Origin of the sequence: Parabacteroides sp. D25, assembly GCF_000307475.1 — a bacterium.
GTDB classification, from domain to species: Bacteria; Bacteroidota; Bacteroidia; order Bacteroidales; family Tannerellaceae; genus Parabacteroides; species Parabacteroides distasonis.
On the sequence record NZ_JH976505.1, the window covers coordinates 236,887 to 257,113 of the forward strand.

Annotated in this window: 14 protein-coding genes; 10 read left to right on the plus strand and 4 right to left on the minus strand. The window is 44.5% G+C overall.

The genetic code is table 11. The features are described 5' to 3' along the window. The first annotated feature begins 15 nt into the window (after positions 1-15). The 8 genes from wzy (at position 16) to HMPREF0999_RS15500 (ending at position 10,951) form a co-directional block, all read left to right on the plus strand. Complete coding sequence (wzy, locus tag HMPREF0999_RS15465; RefSeq protein ID WP_005855761.1) at positions 16-1,197, plus strand: oligosaccharide repeat unit polymerase; 1,182 nt, start codon at positions 16-18, stop codon at positions 1,195-1,197. After that, on the plus strand, positions 1,194-2,276 hold the full coding sequence (locus HMPREF0999_RS15470; RefSeq protein ID WP_009276326.1) for a glycosyltransferase family 4 protein: 1,083 nt from the start codon (positions 1,194-1,196) through the stop codon (positions 2,274-2,276). Before wzy ends, HMPREF0999_RS15470 begins: the two co-directional genes overlap by 4 nt. A gap of 347 nt (positions 2,277-2,623) precedes the next feature. Then, the gene (locus HMPREF0999_RS15475) at positions 2,624-3,619 is read left to right on the plus strand and encodes a glycosyltransferase family 4 protein (RefSeq protein ID WP_009017765.1); all 996 of its coding nucleotides are present in this window, start codon (positions 2,624-2,626) and stop codon (positions 3,617-3,619) included. 2 nt (positions 3,620-3,621) lie between these two features. Beyond that, on the plus strand, positions 3,622-5,739 hold the full coding sequence (locus HMPREF0999_RS15480) for a bi-domain-containing oxidoreductase (RefSeq protein WP_029257226.1): 2,118 nt from the start codon (positions 3,622-3,624) through the stop codon (positions 5,737-5,739). Next, a complete protein-coding gene (locus tag HMPREF0999_RS15485) occupies positions 5,721-7,307 on the plus strand; it encodes an alginate lyase family protein (RefSeq protein ID WP_008780274.1) in 1,587 nt (528 codons plus the stop codon). The genes HMPREF0999_RS15480 and HMPREF0999_RS15485 overlap by 19 nt, the downstream gene beginning before the upstream one ends. A gap of 61 nt (positions 7,308-7,368) precedes the next feature. Further along, complete coding sequence (wecC, locus tag HMPREF0999_RS15490; RefSeq protein ID WP_008780275.1) at positions 7,369-8,574, plus strand: UDP-N-acetyl-D-mannosamine dehydrogenase; 1,206 nt, start codon at positions 7,369-7,371, stop codon at positions 8,572-8,574. Positions 8,575-8,603: 29 nt separating this feature from the next. Then, complete coding sequence (gene wecB / locus HMPREF0999_RS15495; protein ID WP_010184604.1) at positions 8,604-9,764, plus strand: non-hydrolyzing UDP-N-acetylglucosamine 2-epimerase; 1,161 nt, start codon at positions 8,604-8,606, stop codon at positions 9,762-9,764. Next, entirely contained in the window at positions 9,761-10,951 is a 1,191-nt protein-coding gene (locus HMPREF0999_RS15500) for a glycosyltransferase family 4 protein (protein WP_009276330.1), read from the plus strand. Before wecB ends, HMPREF0999_RS15500 begins: the two co-directional genes overlap by 4 nt. Before the next feature lie 195 nt (positions 10,952-11,146). Here HMPREF0999_RS15500 and ndk read toward each other — a convergent pair whose 3' ends face one another. Both ndk and HMPREF0999_RS15510 read right to left on the minus strand, forming a co-directional pair. Then, on the minus strand, positions 11,147-11,608 hold the full coding sequence (ndk, locus tag HMPREF0999_RS15505) for a nucleoside-diphosphate kinase (RefSeq protein ID WP_009276331.1): 462 nt from the start codon (positions 11,606-11,608) through the stop codon (positions 11,147-11,149). Positions 11,609-11,832: 224 nt separating this feature from the next. Continuing rightward, positions 11,833-12,462 carry a master DNA invertase Mpi family serine-type recombinase gene (locus tag HMPREF0999_RS15510; RefSeq protein WP_005855789.1) on the minus strand — a complete coding sequence of 210 codons (630 nt, stop codon included), beginning with the start codon at positions 12,460-12,462 and terminating at the stop codon, positions 11,833-11,835. 208 nt (positions 12,463-12,670) lie between these two features. Between HMPREF0999_RS15510 and HMPREF0999_RS15515 the strand changes: the two genes are divergently transcribed. Together HMPREF0999_RS15515 and HMPREF0999_RS15520 are read left to right on the plus strand one after the other, a co-directional pair. After that, entirely contained in the window at positions 12,671-15,520 is a 2,850-nt protein-coding gene (locus HMPREF0999_RS15515) for a bifunctional fucokinase/fucose-1-phosphate guanylyltransferase (RefSeq protein WP_009017771.1), read from the plus strand. Between the two features lie 222 nt (positions 15,521-15,742). Continuing rightward, a complete protein-coding gene (locus tag HMPREF0999_RS15520) occupies positions 15,743-18,301 on the plus strand; it encodes a DUF5686 and carboxypeptidase-like regulatory domain-containing protein (protein ID WP_005855793.1) in 2,559 nt (852 codons plus the stop codon). 8 nt (positions 18,302-18,309) lie between these two features. Here the strand turns inward: HMPREF0999_RS15520 and dinB are convergent, their stop codons facing one another. Next, a complete protein-coding gene (gene dinB / locus HMPREF0999_RS15525) occupies positions 18,310-19,395 on the minus strand; it encodes a DNA polymerase IV (RefSeq protein ID WP_009017772.1) in 1,086 nt (361 codons plus the stop codon). Between the two features lie 66 nt (positions 19,396-19,461). Beyond that, on the minus strand, positions 19,462-20,226 hold the full coding sequence (locus tag HMPREF0999_RS15530; protein WP_005855798.1) for a peptidylprolyl isomerase: 765 nt from the start codon (positions 20,224-20,226) through the stop codon (positions 19,462-19,464). Between the last annotated feature and the right edge of the window lies 1 nt (position 20,227).

The following is a 20,227-nucleotide window of genomic DNA, read 5'->3' on the forward strand; positions in this document are numbered from 1 at the left end:
AATTTTATTAGTTTTATGTCTGATGTCTCAAGAATAGATACATATGGTGCAAAGCTGGTTTTACTGCCATATATGTTGGCAATAATTGGCAGTTGTTTGTATACCATTATATTGGGAGTGTATAACGGGGATTTCATACAACGTGATGTGTTATTTCCGTTACCTGCTTTGTTGGTTATAGCTGTATTGACTATCATTCCTTATATAGGTATATATGGATTGTATAAACGGTATAGGTCTAAAGAGACAGAAAATGTACCCGATAAGTTCAAGGTTGCGATAATTCGCAATATTACATGGCTTTTATTGTTGGTTCATATAGGTCTACTCTTTACTGGATATGGCCAAATGGGAACTTCGATAGAAATAGACGGCGGATTTTTTTCTTATATCCGTTCGGCTTTCTTCAAGTTGATGGTACGTCCATGGGTTATTGCTTATTTGCTGATTTCCAATAGCCGTAAAAATCTTGCTGTAACTGTTCTTTTGTTTTCTATTCACACGATTCTTGCTCATTCTTTAGGAGGGTTCTTTATTCTATTACTCATCTTATTGTTTAGGCAAGGCAAGAAGGTGAAATCTTTTGTGAAGCGAAATTTCTTGTTTGTATTAGCGATACTCTATTTGGTTCCGATTGTTGTCTCTTCCGCTTATAATGTTCGTGCACAATTAAGGGGACAAGGAGGGATGAGTGAAACTTCAAACATGGATATAATGGTTGGGAAATTATGTGGACGAATAAGTAGTTTTTCCAACAGTGCCTATATTTTACAGAACTCGTCACAAAATGTTTATGATTTGGAATTAATCCCCGATTTTTTTTACTTTTATGATACATTACATTATTGGGGATACAGACCTGAGTTTAAGAGTACTGGATTCTATGTGGAAGAGCAAATAAAGCATTCAAAATTAGAAAACAGTTCAACTATGCCTGGTGTCATAGGGGTTTTAATAATGTCATATGTTAAATCTCCTTACATATTTCTTTTTAACCTGTTTCTGATGACTTTTCTTCTTATTATAATATTTAATCTAACAAAGAGGATAGGATTTCCAAATGCTTCTGGAATTGCTTATATTTTAACAATAGAGTTTGCTACAAGTGGAGATATTTCAGCTCTTTCTAATACTATATATACCCTGCTGATAATATGGTTTACATTGTCTATATCAAACATAATAATATGGAAATGAAAAAGAAAAAGAAAAAGAAAGTACTTGTGTTATATCCATCGGGGAATTATCTATATCCTACGACAGGAGGAGAGTTATATGATTCTTATCTTTTTAAAAGAATACTTTTTTCAGGACAGATAGATATGTCCTTTTTTACAAAGGATCATACTAGACGCATTAATAAGTGGTTGTTGCCTGCATACATACTCTGGTCGTGTAGGAGAATCGGTTCATACGATGCTGTATTCTTAAATAGCGGTTGGTTTGCTCAATCTATTTGGCTGCTTTATTTTTTCAGAATATTTTATCCTAAGTTGAAAGTCTATGTTATTCATCATCATTTTCGGTACCAAGAAATGTCTGGAATAAAAAGACAATTACAGTACATGTTGGAATGGCTGGGATTGGGTGTGTCTTTCGCTATTATAACTCCCAATCCATATACGCATTCCTTGATAAAGCAGATGAGACCAGATAGTCGTACTGTTTTTCTCGAAATGGCATTCAAGAAAGATGTTCCAACATGTTCTTGCTATGTGTTGAAACAGTTATTATTTGTAGGTACTGTATATCAACGGAAAGGACTTTTATATTTACTGGAGGCAATAGGACAGATGTCTGAAAAGGAAAGATCTGGTATTCATTTGGATATTGTGGGGGATCTTTCTCAAAAAAAATACTATAAATGTCTGTTGTCTTTGGTTCACTTATATGGGCTGGAGGATATTGTAACTTTTGTAGGGCGTATATCAGATGAAGAATTGAGGTCATATTATTCTCGAGCATATTGTTTTGTATTTCCATCTTTACTGGAAGGTTATGGTATGGTATTAATTGAGGCTATGTCTTACGGACTACCGGTTATAGCGTTTGATAATTCAGCTATACCTTTTACAGTAAAAAATGATAGGAATGGCATATTAGTGAGGAATAAAAGCATATTGGATCTAAAAAAAGCCATTTTGAAACTGTGTGTAGATACAGATTACCATCGGAAATTGTGTGATGGTGCTCTAGATACTTATCGCAATGCTCGTTCTCTTTCTGATTTGGATATAGATATAGAAAATTTTGTAATAAAGGAACTAATAAACTAAATCAATATGGAAGTAATGTTGGAGTATTAAATTTATTATAGTATAATGGTGATTGTGAAATTATAAGGCAATTATGCATGAAATTTTATTGGCGTATGTTTTTGAGAAAAACTTTAAAAATTGCATGAGAAGTCAGAATTTTATTATCGATAAAATTATATTGGATACCTGCTAATATTAAAATTATAATTGATTTTTAATAGAATTTAGTTTAGGGCATAGTAAAGTGCTCTTTAAAAAGGGTGTTACTTAATTTAGTACTAACGTAAAAGTGTCTTTAAAAAGAGGTGTTATCTAAATTGAATATTAACAAATAAGTGATGATTTGAATTTATTAGAACGGAATTATGAAAATATGTTTCTTTTGTAAGATATCAGATAAGAGTAAGCTATTTATAGTCGAATTCTATAATCAGGATATTAAAATCTTAAAAAAAATAGATCCCAGTTTGACGATAGCTACTAAATATAGCGAAATAGATTGGAGTGCAGATGTAATTTTTGTTTGGTGGTGGACATATGCCTTTTTTCCTGTATTTGTTTCAAAGCTGTTGAGGAAAAAAGTTGTAATAACAGGAACTTTTAATTATAAGTGTCCAATGGTTGCTTCGGATTACTATAGAAGACCGTTATTAGAAAGGTTATTGATTAAATTTTCTATTAAATATGCAAATGAAAATATTCTAGTCTCAAGAAATGAGTATGAACAAATTTATAAAGATTGGAATCTTAAAAATATAGTATATTCTCCACATTGTATAGATACTGTAAAGTATTCAAGGGGAATGTATTGCAATAGAGGAAATGAATTGTTTACTATTTGTTGGACAGGAAAAGAAAATGTGAAACGAAAATGTTTGTATGAGATTATAGATTCGGTTGAATTATTGAAAGATAAGTTAGATATGCATCTTAATATTGCAGGACATAAAGGAGATGCTTTTGATGAAGTGAAGAAATATATATCAGAGAAAGGTTTAAATGCTTATATTAGTATTTTAGGTGAAATCTCAGAGAAGGAAAAATTGTGTTATTTGAAAAGCTGTCGTTTCTATTTACAACCTTCACGATATGAAGGGTTTGGGTTAGCTATTGCGGAAGCTATGAGTTGTGGGACTGTAGTCGTAACAACAGATGTTGGAGAAGTTCTAAATGTTGTTGGAAATGCAGGAATAATAATAAGGAATACATTACCGGAAACTATTGCTAATGTTATAGAGGATTATTGGAATAATGATTTAGAGAGTATTAGTATTGCGGCTCATAGTAGGATTGAAACATTATTTTCAATGGCAAGAAGAGAAAAAGATATAATGAATGTTGTGAAAAAGTATAAAGAATAATTATGAAACAGATTATTCAAGATATAAAATCAGGGCGAACTGTGCTTGAAGAAGTACCAGTTCCTCAAGTAAGAGCAGGTTATGTTCTAGTTAAAACGTCTCGTTCTTTAGTATCCTTGGGAACGGAGCGTATGCTCGTGGAGTTCGGAAAGGCGAACCTGATTGATAAGGCACGGCAACAACCGGATAAGGTGGAGCAAGTTTTGGACAAGATAAAGACGGATGGTTTGCAACCGACACTGGAGGCCGTGTTCAATAAGCTAGGGCAACCTTTGCCTTTGGGATATTGCAATGTCGGACGTGTGGTAGCTGTAGGGAAAGGTGTCGCGGAGTTCAAGGTGGACGATCGGGTGGCCTCGAACGGGAACCATGCGGAGTTTGTTTGCGTGCCGAAGAACTTGGTAGCGAAGGTGCCGGATGATATAACGGATGAGGAAGCGGCCTTCACGGTGATTGGCTCGATTGGCTTGCAAGGAATCCGCTTATTGAATCCTCAGTTGGGAGAGACGGTCGTGGTGGTCGGTCTGGGATTGATCGGTCTGGTGGCGGCGCAGTTGTTGAGAGCGAACGGCTGTAAGGTTATCGGGGTGGATTTTGACCAGCAGAAGGTGGATATGGCCGCCTCGAAGGGAATCGTGGCCGTTAATCCGGGCAAAGGTACGGATCCGGTAAGGTTCGTGGAGGATTATACGGGTGGTATCGGTGCGGATGGTGTCTTGATCACGGCCTCCACGCAAAGCCATGAGGTGATCCATCAAGCGTGTGAGATGTCCCGTAAGTGGGGACGGATCGTGTTGGTGGGTGTTATCGGATTGAATATGCGAAGGGATGACTTCTATAAGAAGGAGTTGAGTTTTCAGGTATCTTGCTCGTACGGGGCCGGACGTTATGACGAGGAATATGAGAACAAGGGGCATGATTATCCGTTGGCTTATGTCCGCTGGACGGAAAAGCGTAATTTTGAGACGATACTCCACGCGATCTCTTCCGGATCGTTGGATGTCAAGTCGTTGATAACGGAAGAGGTTGACTTGGTGGATTATGAGGAGATTTACGGCGATATGCGCAAGAAAGGATCGATCGCCTCTATATTGCGGTTTCCCGCTGATTCAAAAATGGAGTCTGTTGTCTCTATCGGCAATAATACCTTTGTGAGTGGAAAGGGCAAGATCGGGATTATTGGGGCGGGCAATTATACCTCCGCCATGGTCATACCTTGCTTGGCTAAGGCCCACGCTAGAATCAAGTATATAGCGAGTGCCCAAGGATTGTCCGCCAAGATATTGGCGAGGAAGGCGGGGGCGGAGAACGCCACGTCGGACTATCAAAATATATTGAAAGATCCGGAGGTGGATTTGGTGATGGTCACGACACGCCATAACCTGCATGCCCGGATGGTGATAGAGGCTTTACGGAATGGGAAAAGCGTGTTCGTGGAGAAACCGTTATGCTTGAATGAGACGGAATTGGATGATATTATACGGGCTTATCAAGGGGCTCCTGAGGGCACGACCTTGACGGTTGGTTTTAACCGGCGTTTCTCTCCGTTCGCCGAGAAAATGAAGCGATTGCTAGGTGACGGACCTAAAAATATAGTGGCGACGATGAACGCCGGATTTATCCCGCAAGAAGTGTGGGTACACGATCTAGAGATAGGTGGAGGGCGGATCATTGGTGAGGCTTGCCATTTTATCGATCTATGTTCCTTCTTGGCGGGCTCGGAGGTCGTGGCGGTCTGCATGAATGCGTTAGGCGAAAATCCGGAGGAGAATACGGATAATGCCAGCATATTGCTTCGTTACGCAAATGGGACGAACGCCGTGATCAATTACTTTGCGAACGGCTCGAAATCGTACGCGAAGGAACGTGTGGAGGTTTTCTCTCAGGAGAGGGTCTTGGTCTTGGATAACTGGCGTAAATTGACCGGGTATGGTTTTAAGGGTTTCTCTTCGATGAAGGCCGGTATGGATAAAGGGCAAAAACGTCAATTTACGTTGTTGAATGAACGTATCCGGGAGGGCGGTAAGCCTTTGATTCCATTTGGGAGTATATTGAATACGACGAAAGCTACTTTCGCTTGCATTACGAGCTTGAAAGAGAGATGTTGGGTGAATCTCTAAAATTATATATTTCTACTCTTCGGAACTTGAGATCTCGCCAAGTTCGTTATCAAGTCTGGTATAGGCTACGGGCATATATTAGGAAATACAGGAGCTTTCGGTATGTATTGTCATTACCGAGAGTGGGACATCCTTTGTCTTTTAAACTTTTCATCTCGAAATATACGGACTTGGATAGTGTTACGGGGCATTTCTCTTTCTTGGGTAAGGAATCCGCTTTTCTAGGATGGAACGATGAGAGCTTTGGTAAGTTATGGTCCTATAATCTAAATTATATGGACTACCTTCATCAAGAAACTATATCTTTCGAACAGGCCGTTTGCTGGATCGATAAGTTTGTCGATGAAATAGAGGGGAATAGGAATGGTCTGGAACCTTATCCGATCGCTTTACGAGGCATCAATTGGATCAAGTTCCTGTCGAAATATCATCCTTATATTCCGGCAGAGAATAAGCGAGAATGGGACTCCTCCTTGTATGCCCAATATAAGATTTTACTGGATAATCTGGAATATCATCTTTTAGGGAATCACTTATTGGAAGACGCTTTCTCCTTGTTATGGGCCGGGCTTTATTTTAAGGATGAGTCGATCTATCAAAAGGCGAAAGACCTATTATTTAAAGAGCTGGAAGAACAACTCCTTCCGGATGGTGCTCATTACGAGCAATCACCGATGTATCATTGTATATTGTTGGATCGGTTGCTGGATTGCTATAATGTCTCTATGAATAATTTGCGGTTTATAGGGCAGGAAGGTCTGAATGAACGCTTACGGGAGAAGGCTAGTAGCATGTTGGGACATTTAGCCTCTGTCGTTTATAAAGATAATACGATACCTCTCCTGAATGATTCCGCTGAGGGAATCGCGCCTTCTCCGACTCAATTGTTTGCATACGCTAAGCGATTGGATATGGATTGGGAAAAGCTTCCGATGGAAGCGTGTGGCTATCGAAAATTGATGGCGGGCCATTGGGAGGCTATCGTGGATGTTGGAGACATAAGGGCCTCTTACCAACCCGGCCATTCGCATGCGGATATGTTCAATTATGAGTTGCGGATAGGGGGTAAGCTTTTCGTTATAGATACCGGAATTTCTACGTATGAAAAGACAGCCCGTAGGCAATACGAGCGTGGCACGGCAGCCCATAATACGGTGATGATAGGGGATAAGAACTCTAGCGAGGTATGGGGAGGCTTTCGTGTGGGGAGGCGGGCAAGGGTGACGCTTCTTAAAGATTCTCCGAATGAGGTGGAGGCTTGGCATGATGGCTTTGGCTCATTGGGTAGGCATCGGCGAAAATTTACGATTGATAAGGATTGTTTTAGGATAGAGGACTCTGTCTCAACTGGCGTGAAAGCCGTAAGCTTGATCCATCTGGCTCCGGATGTGGAGATCATGTCTTGTTCACGGACTGAGATCGTGACGAATATCGCAGCGATAAGAGTGGCCGGCGCATCCTCTGTCGAGATTGTAGATGACCAAGTGTCATTTACGTATAACCGTTTTCACCTATCTAAGACAATTCGTATTCATTTTGTGAAGAGACTTTCTTATACAATCGGTTGATCGTTGTTGGACCATTCTTGATCTGCCTAATATCTTACTTAAAAAATAATACATAATTCTTATGAAAGCATGTTTCATGGGTTTGGGCTATATTGGCCTGCCCACGGCTATTATTGCCGCAAAGCACGGGGTGGATATCGCCGGCGTGGATATCAACGCCCAAGTGGTGGAGGTTACCAACCAAGGGAAATTGCATATCATCGAGCCGGGTATGGAGGAGATGTTGCGGGAGGTGCTGGCCTCCGGACATTTCAAGGCTTACACCGAGCCTCGGGTGAGCGACGCTTATTTCATGGTGGTACCCACTCCCTTCAAGGGGGATCATGAGCCGGACGTATCGTTCGTGGAGTCGGCTACCCGTATGGTGCTTCCTTTGTTGAAGGAGGGGGATTTGTACGTGATCGAGTCTACCTCGCCGGTGGGGACGACCGAACGGATGGCTAGTTTGATTTTCTCGGAACGGCCGGAGCTGGAGGGCAGGATCTATATCGCTTATTGCCCGGAGCGGGTGCTTCCGGGTAACGTGATCCATGAGTTGGTGCATAACGACCGGGTCATCGGCGGCATGGACGAGGCCTCTACCCGTAAGGCGATGGAGTTCTACGGCCAGTTCGTGAAGGGTACGCTTCACCCAACGAATAGCAAGACGGCCGAGATGTGTAAATTGACCGAGAACTCAAGCCGGGACGTGCAGATCGCTTTCGCCAATGAGCTGTCGTTTATCTGCGATAAAGCGGGAATTAATGTGTGGGAGCTGATCGATTTGGCGAACAGGCATCCCCGTGTGAATATCTTACAGCCGGGTTGCGGTGTTGGTGGTCATTGCATAGCGGTGGACCCTTATTTCATCACGGCGGAGTTTCCGATGGAGAGCCGTATGATCTCGACGGCCCGTGAGACGAATAATTACAAGGCTTTTTGGTGCGCTGAGAAAGTGAGGAACGCCATGCTACGGTTTGAGCTGAAGCATGGGCGTAAGCCGGCGGTGGCAATGATGGGCTTGGCTTTCAAGCCTGATATCGATGACTTGCGCGAGTCTCCGGCCAAGGGAATAACGACGAAGGTGCTGCAATCGTGTAACAACGCTGATATCATGGTGGTGGAGCCGAACGTGTCGGAGCATAAGCTGTTTAAGCTGACCCCTTATAAGGAGGCATACGAGAAGGCGGATATAGTGGTCTTCTTGGTGAATCATAGGGAGTTTGCGGGGTTGAATTATCGGGATGACGTGGAGGTGCTGGACTTTTGCGGGACATTCAAGAAATAATCGTTCGCTAAATAGAAGAATACGCAGTAATGAGAAAAATAATGTTAGTATTCGGGACCCGTCCCGAGGCGATCAAGATGGCTCCGCTGGTGAAGGAGTTCCAAAAACATCCGGAGTCGTTCGAGACCATCGTGTGCGTTACCGGACAGCATCGGGAAATGTTGGATCAAGTGTTAAAATTGTTCGAGATCACGCCGGATTATGATTTGAATATCATGAGGCAGGGTCAGGACTTATATGACGTGACCGCCCGTGTCCTTACCGGTATGCGTGACGTATTACGTGAGGCGACACCCGATGTCGTGCTGGTGCATGGGGATACCACCACGAGCACGGCGGCCGCCTTGGCCGCATTCTACCAACAGATACCTGTAGGTCATATAGAGGCCGGCCTTCGTACCCACAATATCTATAGCCCATGGCCGGAGGAGATGAACCGGCAGGTCACGGGGCGTATCGCCACGTATAATTTCGCACCCACGCGGTTGAGCAAGCAAAACTTGATGCGAGAGGACGTGAATCCGGACTCAATCTTGGTTACCGGCAATACGGTGATAGACGCCTTACGGCAAGTGGTGACTAAGATAAAGACGGACGCTGAGCTGGACAAGGAGCTGGAAGGCGTGCTTTTACGTTCTGGGTATGACGTGAACCGTCTGGTTGAGGGTAAGAGACTGGTGTTGATCACGGGTCATCGCCGGGAGAACTTTGGTGATGGATTCATCCATATGTGTACCGCTATCAAGGACTTGACGAAGATGTATCCGGAGGTGGATTTTGTCTATCCTATGCACTTGAATCCCAATGTGCGCAAGCCGATTCACGAGGTATTCGGCGAGGATCTTTCTCATTTGGAGAATATGTTCTTCATTGAGCCATTGGAATATCTGTCGTTTGTCTATCTGATGGAGAAATCAACGATAGTGCTGACCGATAGCGGCGGTATCCAAGAGGAGGCCCCCGGCTTGGGCAAGCCCGTGTTGGTGATGCGTGATACGACCGAGCGTCCGGAGGCTCTCGCGGCAGGTACGGTGAAACTGGTCGGAACGGACTATGACAAGATCGTGAGCGAGGTCTCGGCGTTGCTTGATGATACGGCTTATTACGATGCGATGAGCAAGGCGGTCAATCCCTATGGCGATGGATTGGCTTGCGGAAGGATCGTGGAATTTTTGAACCGGAAGGAATGAGGGTCTTGATCGTTTCTCCCTCTTATCTTCCGGAGATCGGTGCGGCACCCTCACGCATTACGAACATGGCGGAGGGACTGTCCGGCTTAGGGATCAAGGTGGATGTGTTGACTTGTTTACCCAATTATCCCAAGGGACGTATCTTTGATGGATATAGGGGGGCTTTTTCCAAGACAGAGGATGTAAACGGGATAACGGTCTTCAGGTACTGGACGTATGCCTCGATCTCGAGGAGGCCGTTGGTCCGTCTTGCCAGTATGTGCGCTTTCGCCACGACCCTTTGGTGTTTCGCTCTCAAGCGTAAGCGTATAAAATCTTATGATAAGGTGATCATCCAGACCCCTCCTGTTTTGGCGGCGGCCTCGGCCATGTTGCTTTTTCGTTGTTGCTACCGGAAAAAGGTGGTACTGAACGTCTCAGACCTTTGGCCATTGTCGGCCGTGGAGCTGGGGGCCATGAAAGAGGGTGGCGTTTATCATAGGGTGATGGGGCGTATCGAGCGGTTCCTTTATCGTAAGGCCACGGCCTGTCAAGGGCAGAGTAAGGAGATCGTGGATTATATAAAACGGTATGAGCCGGGCAAGGCCTCGTTCTTGTATCGGAATTTGCAGCATCGTTTTGTTTTACCGAATCAACCCCCTTCTTCTCGAAAGCCTTTCAGGATCGTCTATGCCGGTTTACTGGGCGTGGCGCAGAATATATTGGAGTTGATAGAGCGTGTCGATTTTAAAGGGATGGGAGCGGAGCTTCATTTATTTGGAGGGGGCAACCAAGCCGTGGAGATAGAGGATTATGTGAGAACACATGATAGAGGTGTCTTTTATCATGGCTCTTTGCCCAAGGAACGGATGCGTGAGGAGCTTATACGCTACCATGCCTCTATTATCCCCTTGACGGTTCGTATAAGGGGGGCGGTACCTTCTAAATTATTTGATTTGCTGCCGTTAGGCGTTCCTATCTTGTTTTGCGGAGGCGGCGAGGGCGAGGAGATTGTAAAGGAGAATCAGTTGGGCCTTGTCTCGGCCCCCGGAGATTATGAGGGACTTTCTAAAAATATACGGGCCATGAGCCACTTACCGGATGAGGAGTATCGACAGCTAAAAGCGAACTGCTTAAGAGTATCTCAGACAACTTTCTGTTTTGAAAGGCAACTGGAGGTGTACAAACGTTTTTTATCGGCTTTCTAATTTCAGGATGAAATCCCTTAAACATTTTGCGGGGATGCCCTGTTATAGATATAGTAGTGTGTTTTTCATGGTATTAGATTTTTAGATTAGTAATTAGGTTGTTCATTCAGTTCGGGAGAATAGGATGTTGGTATCTAAATATGAGAGCCGGAAAGGTGAGAATGATTTCTCTCGTTTCCGGCTATTCTTTTTTATTTAAAACTCGTCATTGGCGTAAAGACTCAATAGGTTTTTCAGCTCATAATCGAATATCTCGTCATCCTTGAAGAAGCGTTTCAATTCGATCTCGGCTGTCTCCGGTGAGTCTGATGCGTGTATGATATTCTCTTGTACGCTCATACTATAATCTCCCCGTATCGTACCGGGAGCGGCGTTTCTACCATTGGTAGCGCCGGCCAAGGTTCTTACTACATGTATGGCATCTACCCCTTCCCAGCAACATACAATTACCGGGCATACACTCATCGCGTCCTTGATACGTTGGAAGAAAGGCTTTTCTTTTAGGTGGGCGTAATGCTCACTCAAGATCTCGTCAGTCAGCCAAACCATCTTCATGCCGGCCAGACGGAGTCCCTTCTTCTCGAAACGGTTTACGATTTCACCGATCAGCCCTCGCTGAACGGTACAAGGCTTTAAAATAACCAATGTTTTTTCCATAAGATTTATATTAAAAGATTAAACAAATGTTTGATGTCTTGAATACATGTTAACCTTGCGGCGTTTTATGAATGATAGAGGAATAAAGGATGAAATGTTTTTTAGGATATTTCAAGTATATTTCTATCTTATTCCTCCGCAAGTTAATGGGAATAAACAAATAAACGAGCGATAAGTCTGCTAAACTAAACTAATTTAACATACGTTAATTATTGCTTGAGTTGTTAATCCTTCTGTATTCTTTTCCATTTCCGTGGAATTTCCGGATGAGTCTTGAGAAATTCCCTCAAGGTTTGCCGGTTTACTCCCAGTTTCTTACTGATATATACTTTAGTCTTATGTTCTTTAATATACTGCAAGATCATCTCTTCCTTACCTTTTAGCTTACAGGCTTCCGGTCGCTCTCCTTTTGGACGGCCCAGTTTGGCACCTTGCACTTTTTTCCGAGCCAACGCTTCTTTCGTTCGTTGCGAAATCAGGTTGCGTTCAATTTCGGCGCTTAGGCTAAATGCGAATGCCAAGATTTTACTGTTAATGTTATTTCCGAGTTCGTAACCTTCCTTTACCGTAAATACAATGATGTCTCTTTCCATACATTGATGAAGGAAGCTCATAACTTGCATAAGATTACGTCCGAGACGTGACAGTTCCGTCGTGATCAGGATGTCGCCTTTACGTATTTGCTTTAATAATTTACCAAGTTGGCGATCGGCGATTACTTTTGTCCCGCTGATCGTCTCATCTACCCACCTGTCGATTCTCATGTTCCTCGATTTTGTGAATTTCTCAATCTCGAATCGCTGGTTTTCAGTAGTTTGTTTGTCTGTACTGACTCTTACATAACCGTATACCATATGTCCTATATTTAATTAAACAACAACCAAGATACTGGAAACGGATTGATTGATAGTGTGTTTTAGTAAAAACAAACTTTTTTATGGGTGTGTTAAAGAAGTTGAGTGGGTTTGAACTCCATACAAATTGTAATAAAAAGGGTTAATGGATATCCGTATAGAAAATTTAAGTTACTTTTGCTTTCGAAAAATAAGAAGGAGTCTTAGAATGATCATGGGTATGAAAAAGTTATTGTCTTTACCTCCAAATTTGGTTGATTGTTTCCATGCGATAGAGCATGTAAGTACAGAGGAATGGTTTTGCACCTCGGATCCGGTAGGTGCCCGCTTGGGATCCGGGGGAGGAACGACTTGGTTGTTGGAAGCCTCCCGGCGAAAAGAGGCCCCTGATGTATCCGTGGAGGAGTGGTTGGGACAGGAGAAGCGTATCTTGTTGCATGCCGGAGGGCAAAGCCGCCGTTTGCCCGGATATGCGCCATCCGGGAAAATATTGACTCCGATCCCTGTGTTTCGCTGGGCAAGAGGGCAGAGGTTATCCCAGAACTTATTGTCTTTGCAATTACCTCTTTATGAACGGATCATGAAAAAGGCGCCGGAATCGCTTCATACCTTGATCGCTAGCGGTGACGTATATATCCGTGCTAACCAGCCTTTGCAGGAGATTCCTGAGGTAGATGTGGTTTGTTACGGTTTATGGGTCGAGCCTTCGTTGGCCAAGAATCACGGGGTTTTTGTATCGAGCCGTAAGTCTCCGGACACTCTGGACTTCATGCTACAGAAGCCTTCGTTGGAAACTTTGGGGGAATTGGCGGGTAGTCATTTATTCTTGATGGATATCGGTATCTGGCTGCTAAGCGACAAGGCGGTGCGGTTATTAATGAAACATTCCTATACCGAGGATGGCAAGGCGATGAAGGCGTATGATTTATATGCTGAATTCGGGTTGGCCTTGGGGAAGAATCCACGTATCACGGACTCGGAGTTGAATCAGCTTTCAGTAGCGATTCTGCCGCTTCCGGGTGGAGAGTTCTATCATTATGGAACTAGCCGTGAGTTGATTTCCTCTACATTGGCGGTACAGAACTTAGTTAGGGATCAACGTGCGATCATGCAGCGTAAGGTGAAACCACATCCCGCCATGTTTGTGCAGAATGCGGTGTTACACCAGAAATTGACCGCTGAGAATTCGGAATTATGGATAGAGAATAGTTATATCGGTGAGAATTGGACGTTACGTGGCCAGCAAATTATAACGGGTGTTCCGGAGAATAATTGGAACTTATCCCTGCCGGAAGGTATCTGTGTAGATGTTGTCCCGGTAGGGGAAACCAATTGGGCGGCAAGGCCCTATGGTTTTAATGACTTGTTTAAAGGGGCCTTGTCTGATGTGTCTACCTTGTTTATGGGGAAACCTATCTTGACTTGGGCGATGGAGCGAGGTATCACCTTGGGAGGGAATGAGGATATACAAAACGCACCTTTGTTCCCTGTTTGCCAAACCGTGGATGAGCTGGGAAAAGTGCTGCGCTGGATGATTACGGAGCCGGATAGGGAAGAGGGAAAGCATATTTGGCTTTCCGCCCGAAAATTATCGGCGAATGATTTGTCCGATCAAGCGAATTTACGCCGTTTAGTAGCTCAGCGAGAAGTTTTCCGTAAAAAAGACTGGTCATTATTGGCCGCTAATCATGAGAAAAGTGTATTCTATCAATTGGATCTTTCGGATGCGGCGGAAAGCTTCGCCAAAGACAAGATTGTCTTACCGAAAGCCCTTCCCGAGGATAATCCGTTGATGAAAAGGATACATAATCATATGTTCCGTTCTCAGGTGATGAAGATCTCGGGGGTAGCGTATAAGGAGGAGGAGCAAAAGGCTTTCGCTTTGTTGCGGGAGGGGCTGGTCGGTTCCGTCCTCGGAAGTAAGCAGCAGCCGTGTTTGAATGTCTATCGGGACCAGATCGTATGGGGACGTAGTCCGGTACGTATCGATTTGGCAGGTGGGTGGACAGATACGCCGCCCTATTGCTTATATGCGGGTGGAAACGTGGTGAACGTGGCGATCGAGTTAAACGGGCAACCACCACTACAAGTCTATATCAAGCCTTCCGATACCCATAAGATTATCCTTCGCTCGATCGATCTGGGAGCGATGGAGGTTATCTCTTCATGGGATGAGCTTCGTGATTATAATAAGGTAGGATCGCCGTTTTCCATCCCGAAAGCGGCTTTGGCCTTAGCGGGATTTGTCCCGGAATTCTCGGCGGAGGCTTATGCTTCTTTGGATGTCCAGCTGGAAGCTTTTGGTAGCGGGCTGGAGATTACCTTGTTGGCGGCGATACCGGCGGGTTCCGGTTTAGGCACTAGCTCGATCCTCGCGGCTACCGTGCTGGGCGCTATCTCTGATTTTTGTGGCTTGGCTTGGGATAAGAATGAGATCGGAAACCGCACCTTGATTTTAGAACAATTGCTGACTACCGGCGGGGGATGGCAAGATCAATACGGTGGTGTATTGCACGGTTTGAAACTCTTGCAAACGAACGAGGGTTTTAATCAGAATCCTTTGGTACGTTGGCTGCCGGAATATTTGTTTACTGATCCGGAATACCGGCCTTGTCATCTTCTTTATTATACGGGAATTACTCGTACGGCGAAAGATATTTTGTCGGAAATCGTACGGGGTATGTTCTTGAATAGCGAGGCGCATTTAGGTCTTTTGTCCGAGATGAAAGCCCATGCGCTCGATATGTACGAGGCGATCCAATGCGGAGACTTCGTGACTTATGGTAAATTGGTCGGAAAGACTTGGGAGCAAAATAAGGCACTCGATTCCGGAACGAATCCGGCGGCGGTGGAAGCTATTATCTCCAAGATACAGGCTTATGCCTTGGGATATAAACTTCCGGGAGCAGGCGGTGGTGGTTACTTATATATCGTAGCGAAAGACCCGGGTGCGGCCCTGCAAATCCGAAAGATATTGACTCTTTCTCCACCCAATTCGAACGCCCGGTTCGTGGAGATGAGCTTGTCGAATAAGGGGCTTCAGATTAGTCGTTCGTAGGTTCGTGCCACGCCGGTATAGGCGAGGGCACACGCCAGTATAGGTGTTGGCTTACGCTGGTATAGATACAGGCCTATGCCTATACTGCTGAGGGGCGTTGCGTATATACGTGTGTATTTTTGCCTGTTTTGTTGCTAATTGGAATATATTGCATGTGTTTTGGAACATTTATATAAATGATCCTGTTGTACTTTTGCGGAGTTTAATGAGGTGTCAGATCTGATGGGGAAGAGAATTGTTTTTATATGGCTTTTATTGGCGTTCGCTTGGGTAGCGAAGAGCCAGAACTACATGATAAAAGGAATCGTGACTGATTCCATTACGGGAGAACCTTTGCCTTATGTGGCTGTGATTTTGAAGGGAACTACGATAGGTGCTACGACAGATCTGGATGGGGCTTTTACGCTTTCCTCTTCATCTAAGGTACGTACTTTACAGGTCTCTTATTTGGGTTATACGGAGAAAGAATTGAAATTCGTTCCGGGTAAAGCGGAACATTTGAAGATTCAGCTAGCTCCGACAAGTATTAATTTGTCGGAGGTGATCATCAAGCCGGGAAAGGAAAGATATCGGAAGAAGGATAATCCTGCGGTTACCTTTATCAAAAACGCTATCGCACGTCGGGAGAGCAACGATCCTCGTAATCATGATTATTTTCGGTATGATCAATACGAGAAGATGGTCTTCGCTATGAACGATTACCAACCGAAACCGAAAAAGGATGGAAAGGCGGGAAAGTTTGACTTCTTGACTGAGTTTATCGATACGTTGGAGGTGGGAAAGACGATCTTGCCGGTATCCGAACGTGAGAAAATCCAGACCGTTTATTATCGTAAAGACCCGAAGACGGAAAAGAGGGTCGTTCAGGCTACGAAAGCGGCTGGTGTGGATGAGGTCTTCTCACGAGACGGTATGCAACAGTTCTTGAATGAGGTATTCCGGGAAGTGAATATCTTCCAGAATGATATTCCTTTGTTCTTGAACCGTTTCGTAAGCCCTATGTCTACGATGGGACCTAACTTCTATAAATATTATTTGCTAGACACGGTGGAGGTCGCCGGACAGAAGTGTGTGGATTTGGGTTTCGCTCCGTTTACTCCGGAGACGTTCGGCTTTACGGGACATCTTTTTATCACGTTGGATTCTACTTATTTCGTGCAGAAGGTTAAGTTGAATGTCCCGAAGAAGATCAACTTGAATTTTGTCGGTGGAATGACGATCGAGCAGACTTTCGACCGTGCCCCGGATGGGACTCGTATCATTACGAAAGATGATATCAACGTGGACTTCAAATTGACGGAGAAATCGAAAGGAATGTATGCCCGCCGTTTGAATATCTATTCGAATCAAGCGTTTGAGGGACCCGATGATCCTAAAGTATTCGAGGAGAGCGCACCTATTATTATACCGATGGAAGCTTATCGCCGTTCGGCGGATTTCTGGGAGGAGAATCGTCCTACTGAGGCGGGAACTCGCAAGCAGAATAACGTGGAGTTGCTAATGGCGAAACTTCGTTCCGTTCCTATTTTCTATGTGACGGAGAAGGTTGTTTCGATCCTTACCTCCGGTTATATCGCGACGAATAAGATTCCGGCGAAGAGCAAGTTCGAGTTTGGCCCGATGAACACCTATATCAGTGGTAACGCGATTGAGGGGGCCCGCTTCCGTGTCGGTGGAACCACGACAACGGCGTTCAGTAAACGTCTTTTCTTGGATGGTTATTTGGCTTATGGATCGAAAGACCGCAAGTTGAAATATGATGGTATCGTAGAATATTCTTTTATCGATAAGAAGGATTATCGGAAAGAATTTCCCGTGCATTCTATTCGCTTCGAGTACCTATATGATATCAACCAGTTAGGTCAGCAGTATATGTATACCAACAAGGATAATATGTTCTTAGCCTTGAAGCGGCAGAAGGATACACGTGCCACCTATTTAAGGAATATGGAACTGACCTATTACCGTGAACATTATAACGGCTGGGCTTATGGGGCGGTACTTCGGAATTTTAAGGAATACTCAACCGGTTACGCCGCGTTCGACCGTATCGGTCCGGATGGCCAGATCACGGCTACCGATTCCTACCGGATGTCGGAAGTGGAGTTTAAGTTCCGTTTTGCCCCGAATGAGAAATTCTACCAGACTCGTAATTACCGTTATCCGATTACGCTTGACGCACCGGTATTCACCTTGAACCATACGATGGCTTTCCAAGATGTATTAGGTAGTTCGTATGATTATCAGAAGACGGAGATCGGTATCCAGAAACGCTTCTGGTTCTCTGCTTTCGGTTATGTGGATATTCTCGCTAAAGCAGGTAAAGTTTGGACAAAAGCCCCTTATCCTTTGTTGATCTTGCCAAACGCAAACTTGTCGTATTTGGTGCAACCGGAATCTTATACGAATATGAATGCGATGGAGTTCATCAACGATGAGTACGCTTCGTGGGATATTACTTATTTCATGAACGGAGCCTTGTTGAACCGTATCCCGCTTATCAAGAAGTTAAAATGGAGAGAGGTCTTTTCTTTCCGGGGTATGTTCGGACACTTGACGGATAAGAATAATCCGTATATCAGTGAGCAGAATGAGGGCTTGTTCTTATTCCCGCAGGGCTCTTACCTGATGGACCCGTCTACTCCTTATATGGAGGCGGGTGTCGGTATCGAGAATATCTTTAAGTTCTTGCGTTTGGATTATGTATGGCGTCTGACCTATAAGGATCATCCGGGCATCCAGACAAAGGGTATACGTTTTATGATGAAGCTATCCTTCTAGGGCAAGTATTATTTCCAGTCGCTGAACTCAAAACTTAATTGTTCCCAACGGTCTTTCGTATGAGGCTCCTCTTTTACGGGATTAGATACGGATAGGCCGATCAGTCGGATGGGATGCTCGGTATATTCCACTTCTTTCAGTAATTCCTTGGCCAAGGGAAGGATCTTATCTAAGGTTGTTAACTCTTCCGGACGGCTGAGGCTTCTCGTGATTTGGTTGAAATCATGGAACTTGACCTTTAAGGTCAGTGTGTTTCCCTTGAATCCGGAACGTTCCAGCCTGCCGATAAGTTCGGTCGCTACGTGATAAAGCTCGATGATAACAGAGGATTTGCGGGAGATATCTTTTTCTAGCGTATGCTCGCAACCTACCGACTTCCGGATTCGTACCGCTTCTACGGGACGGTTGTCTATACCTCTGGCAAACTCATAATAAAGTATTCCCGCCTTTCCGAACTGGCGGGTAAGCATCTCCCCCGAACATTCCCGTAATTGCAGTCCGTTGTGGATACCGAGCGTATGCATTTTTCGGGCTGTTACGGGACCTACTCCCCAGAAAGACTCGATGGGAAGACGGGCTATGAAATCGAGGGCTTGGCTTGGGTGAATGGTACATAATCCATTGGGTTTTCGATAATCCGAGGCTATTTTCGCTAGAAATTTGTTGTAGGAGACTCCCGCTGACGCTATCAGGTTCAAGTTTTCCCAGATCCGTTTCTTGATCTCCTTGGCGATATCTACAGCGAGAGAGATGCCTTGTTTATTATCGGTGACATCCAAGAAGGCTTCATCCAAGGAAAGGGGTTCTATGATATCCGTATAATCGTGGAAGATCTCGTGGATCTGGCGTGAGACGGATTTATATACGTCCATCCTTCCGTGTACGAATATCAGGTCCGGGCATAAACGTTTGGCTTTTTGAGACGCCATGGCGGAACGTACCCCATATTTCCGGGCCTCGTAGCTAGCGGCGGCTACTACGCCTCTCTGCTCCGCATGCCCGACCGCTAGGGGTTTTCCTCGCAACTCCGGATTGTCTCGTTGTTCCACCGAGGCATAAAAGGCATCCATATCGATATGTATGATCTTTCTCAAGATAGCTCTTTTATTACTGATATTCGCGATAAGCCCCTTCGTCGGTTTATGAAGCCGATAACCGCATTATAAGATCTCTACGGAGTTAATGACGATATTCTCGGTCGGACGATCTTGCTTGTTGGTCTTGGAGGACTGTATGGCGTCTACGACATCCATGCCTTCTACCACTTCGCCGTAAACCGTGTATTGATTGTCGAGGAACGGTACGCCACCTACATTCTTGTAAGCCTCACGGAGTTCCGGGTTTAACTTTACCTCGTCTTTCCGCTTCTCGGCCTCCAGCTCGGTCTTGCCGATCAAGGTATCACGAAGGATCGCCAGTTCTTCCTTGTTACCACTGCGATAGAATTCCATGATCTTAGGCTTGTTCTCGTTTTGCAGGCGGGCGAATATCTCTTGTTTCAGACGGCCTTCCAGTTGCTTTTCCATCTGGTTCAACTCTTGTTCCGAATACTTTTTCCCCGTTACGATATAGAATTGGGAGGCGGAAGAGGCCTTTTCCGGGTTCACTTCGTCTCCGGTACGTGCGGCGCAAAGGGCTCCTTTCTTATGGAAATATTTCGGGTAACGGAATTCGGCGGGAACGGTATAGCCCAGATCGCCCGCTCCCAGTTGCTTGTTCATTGGGGCATCCTTGGAAGTTACGTCACCTCCTTGTATCATGAAATCCTTGATCACACGGTGGAACAGCAAGCCGTTATATTGCCCTTCTTTTACCAACTTGATAAAGTTATCACGATGTAATGGCGTGTCGTTATATAATTTCAGCTTTATATCTCCTTTGTTGGTGTGCATAAGCACCCTTGTCTCAGTTGCTTGATTTTCCATT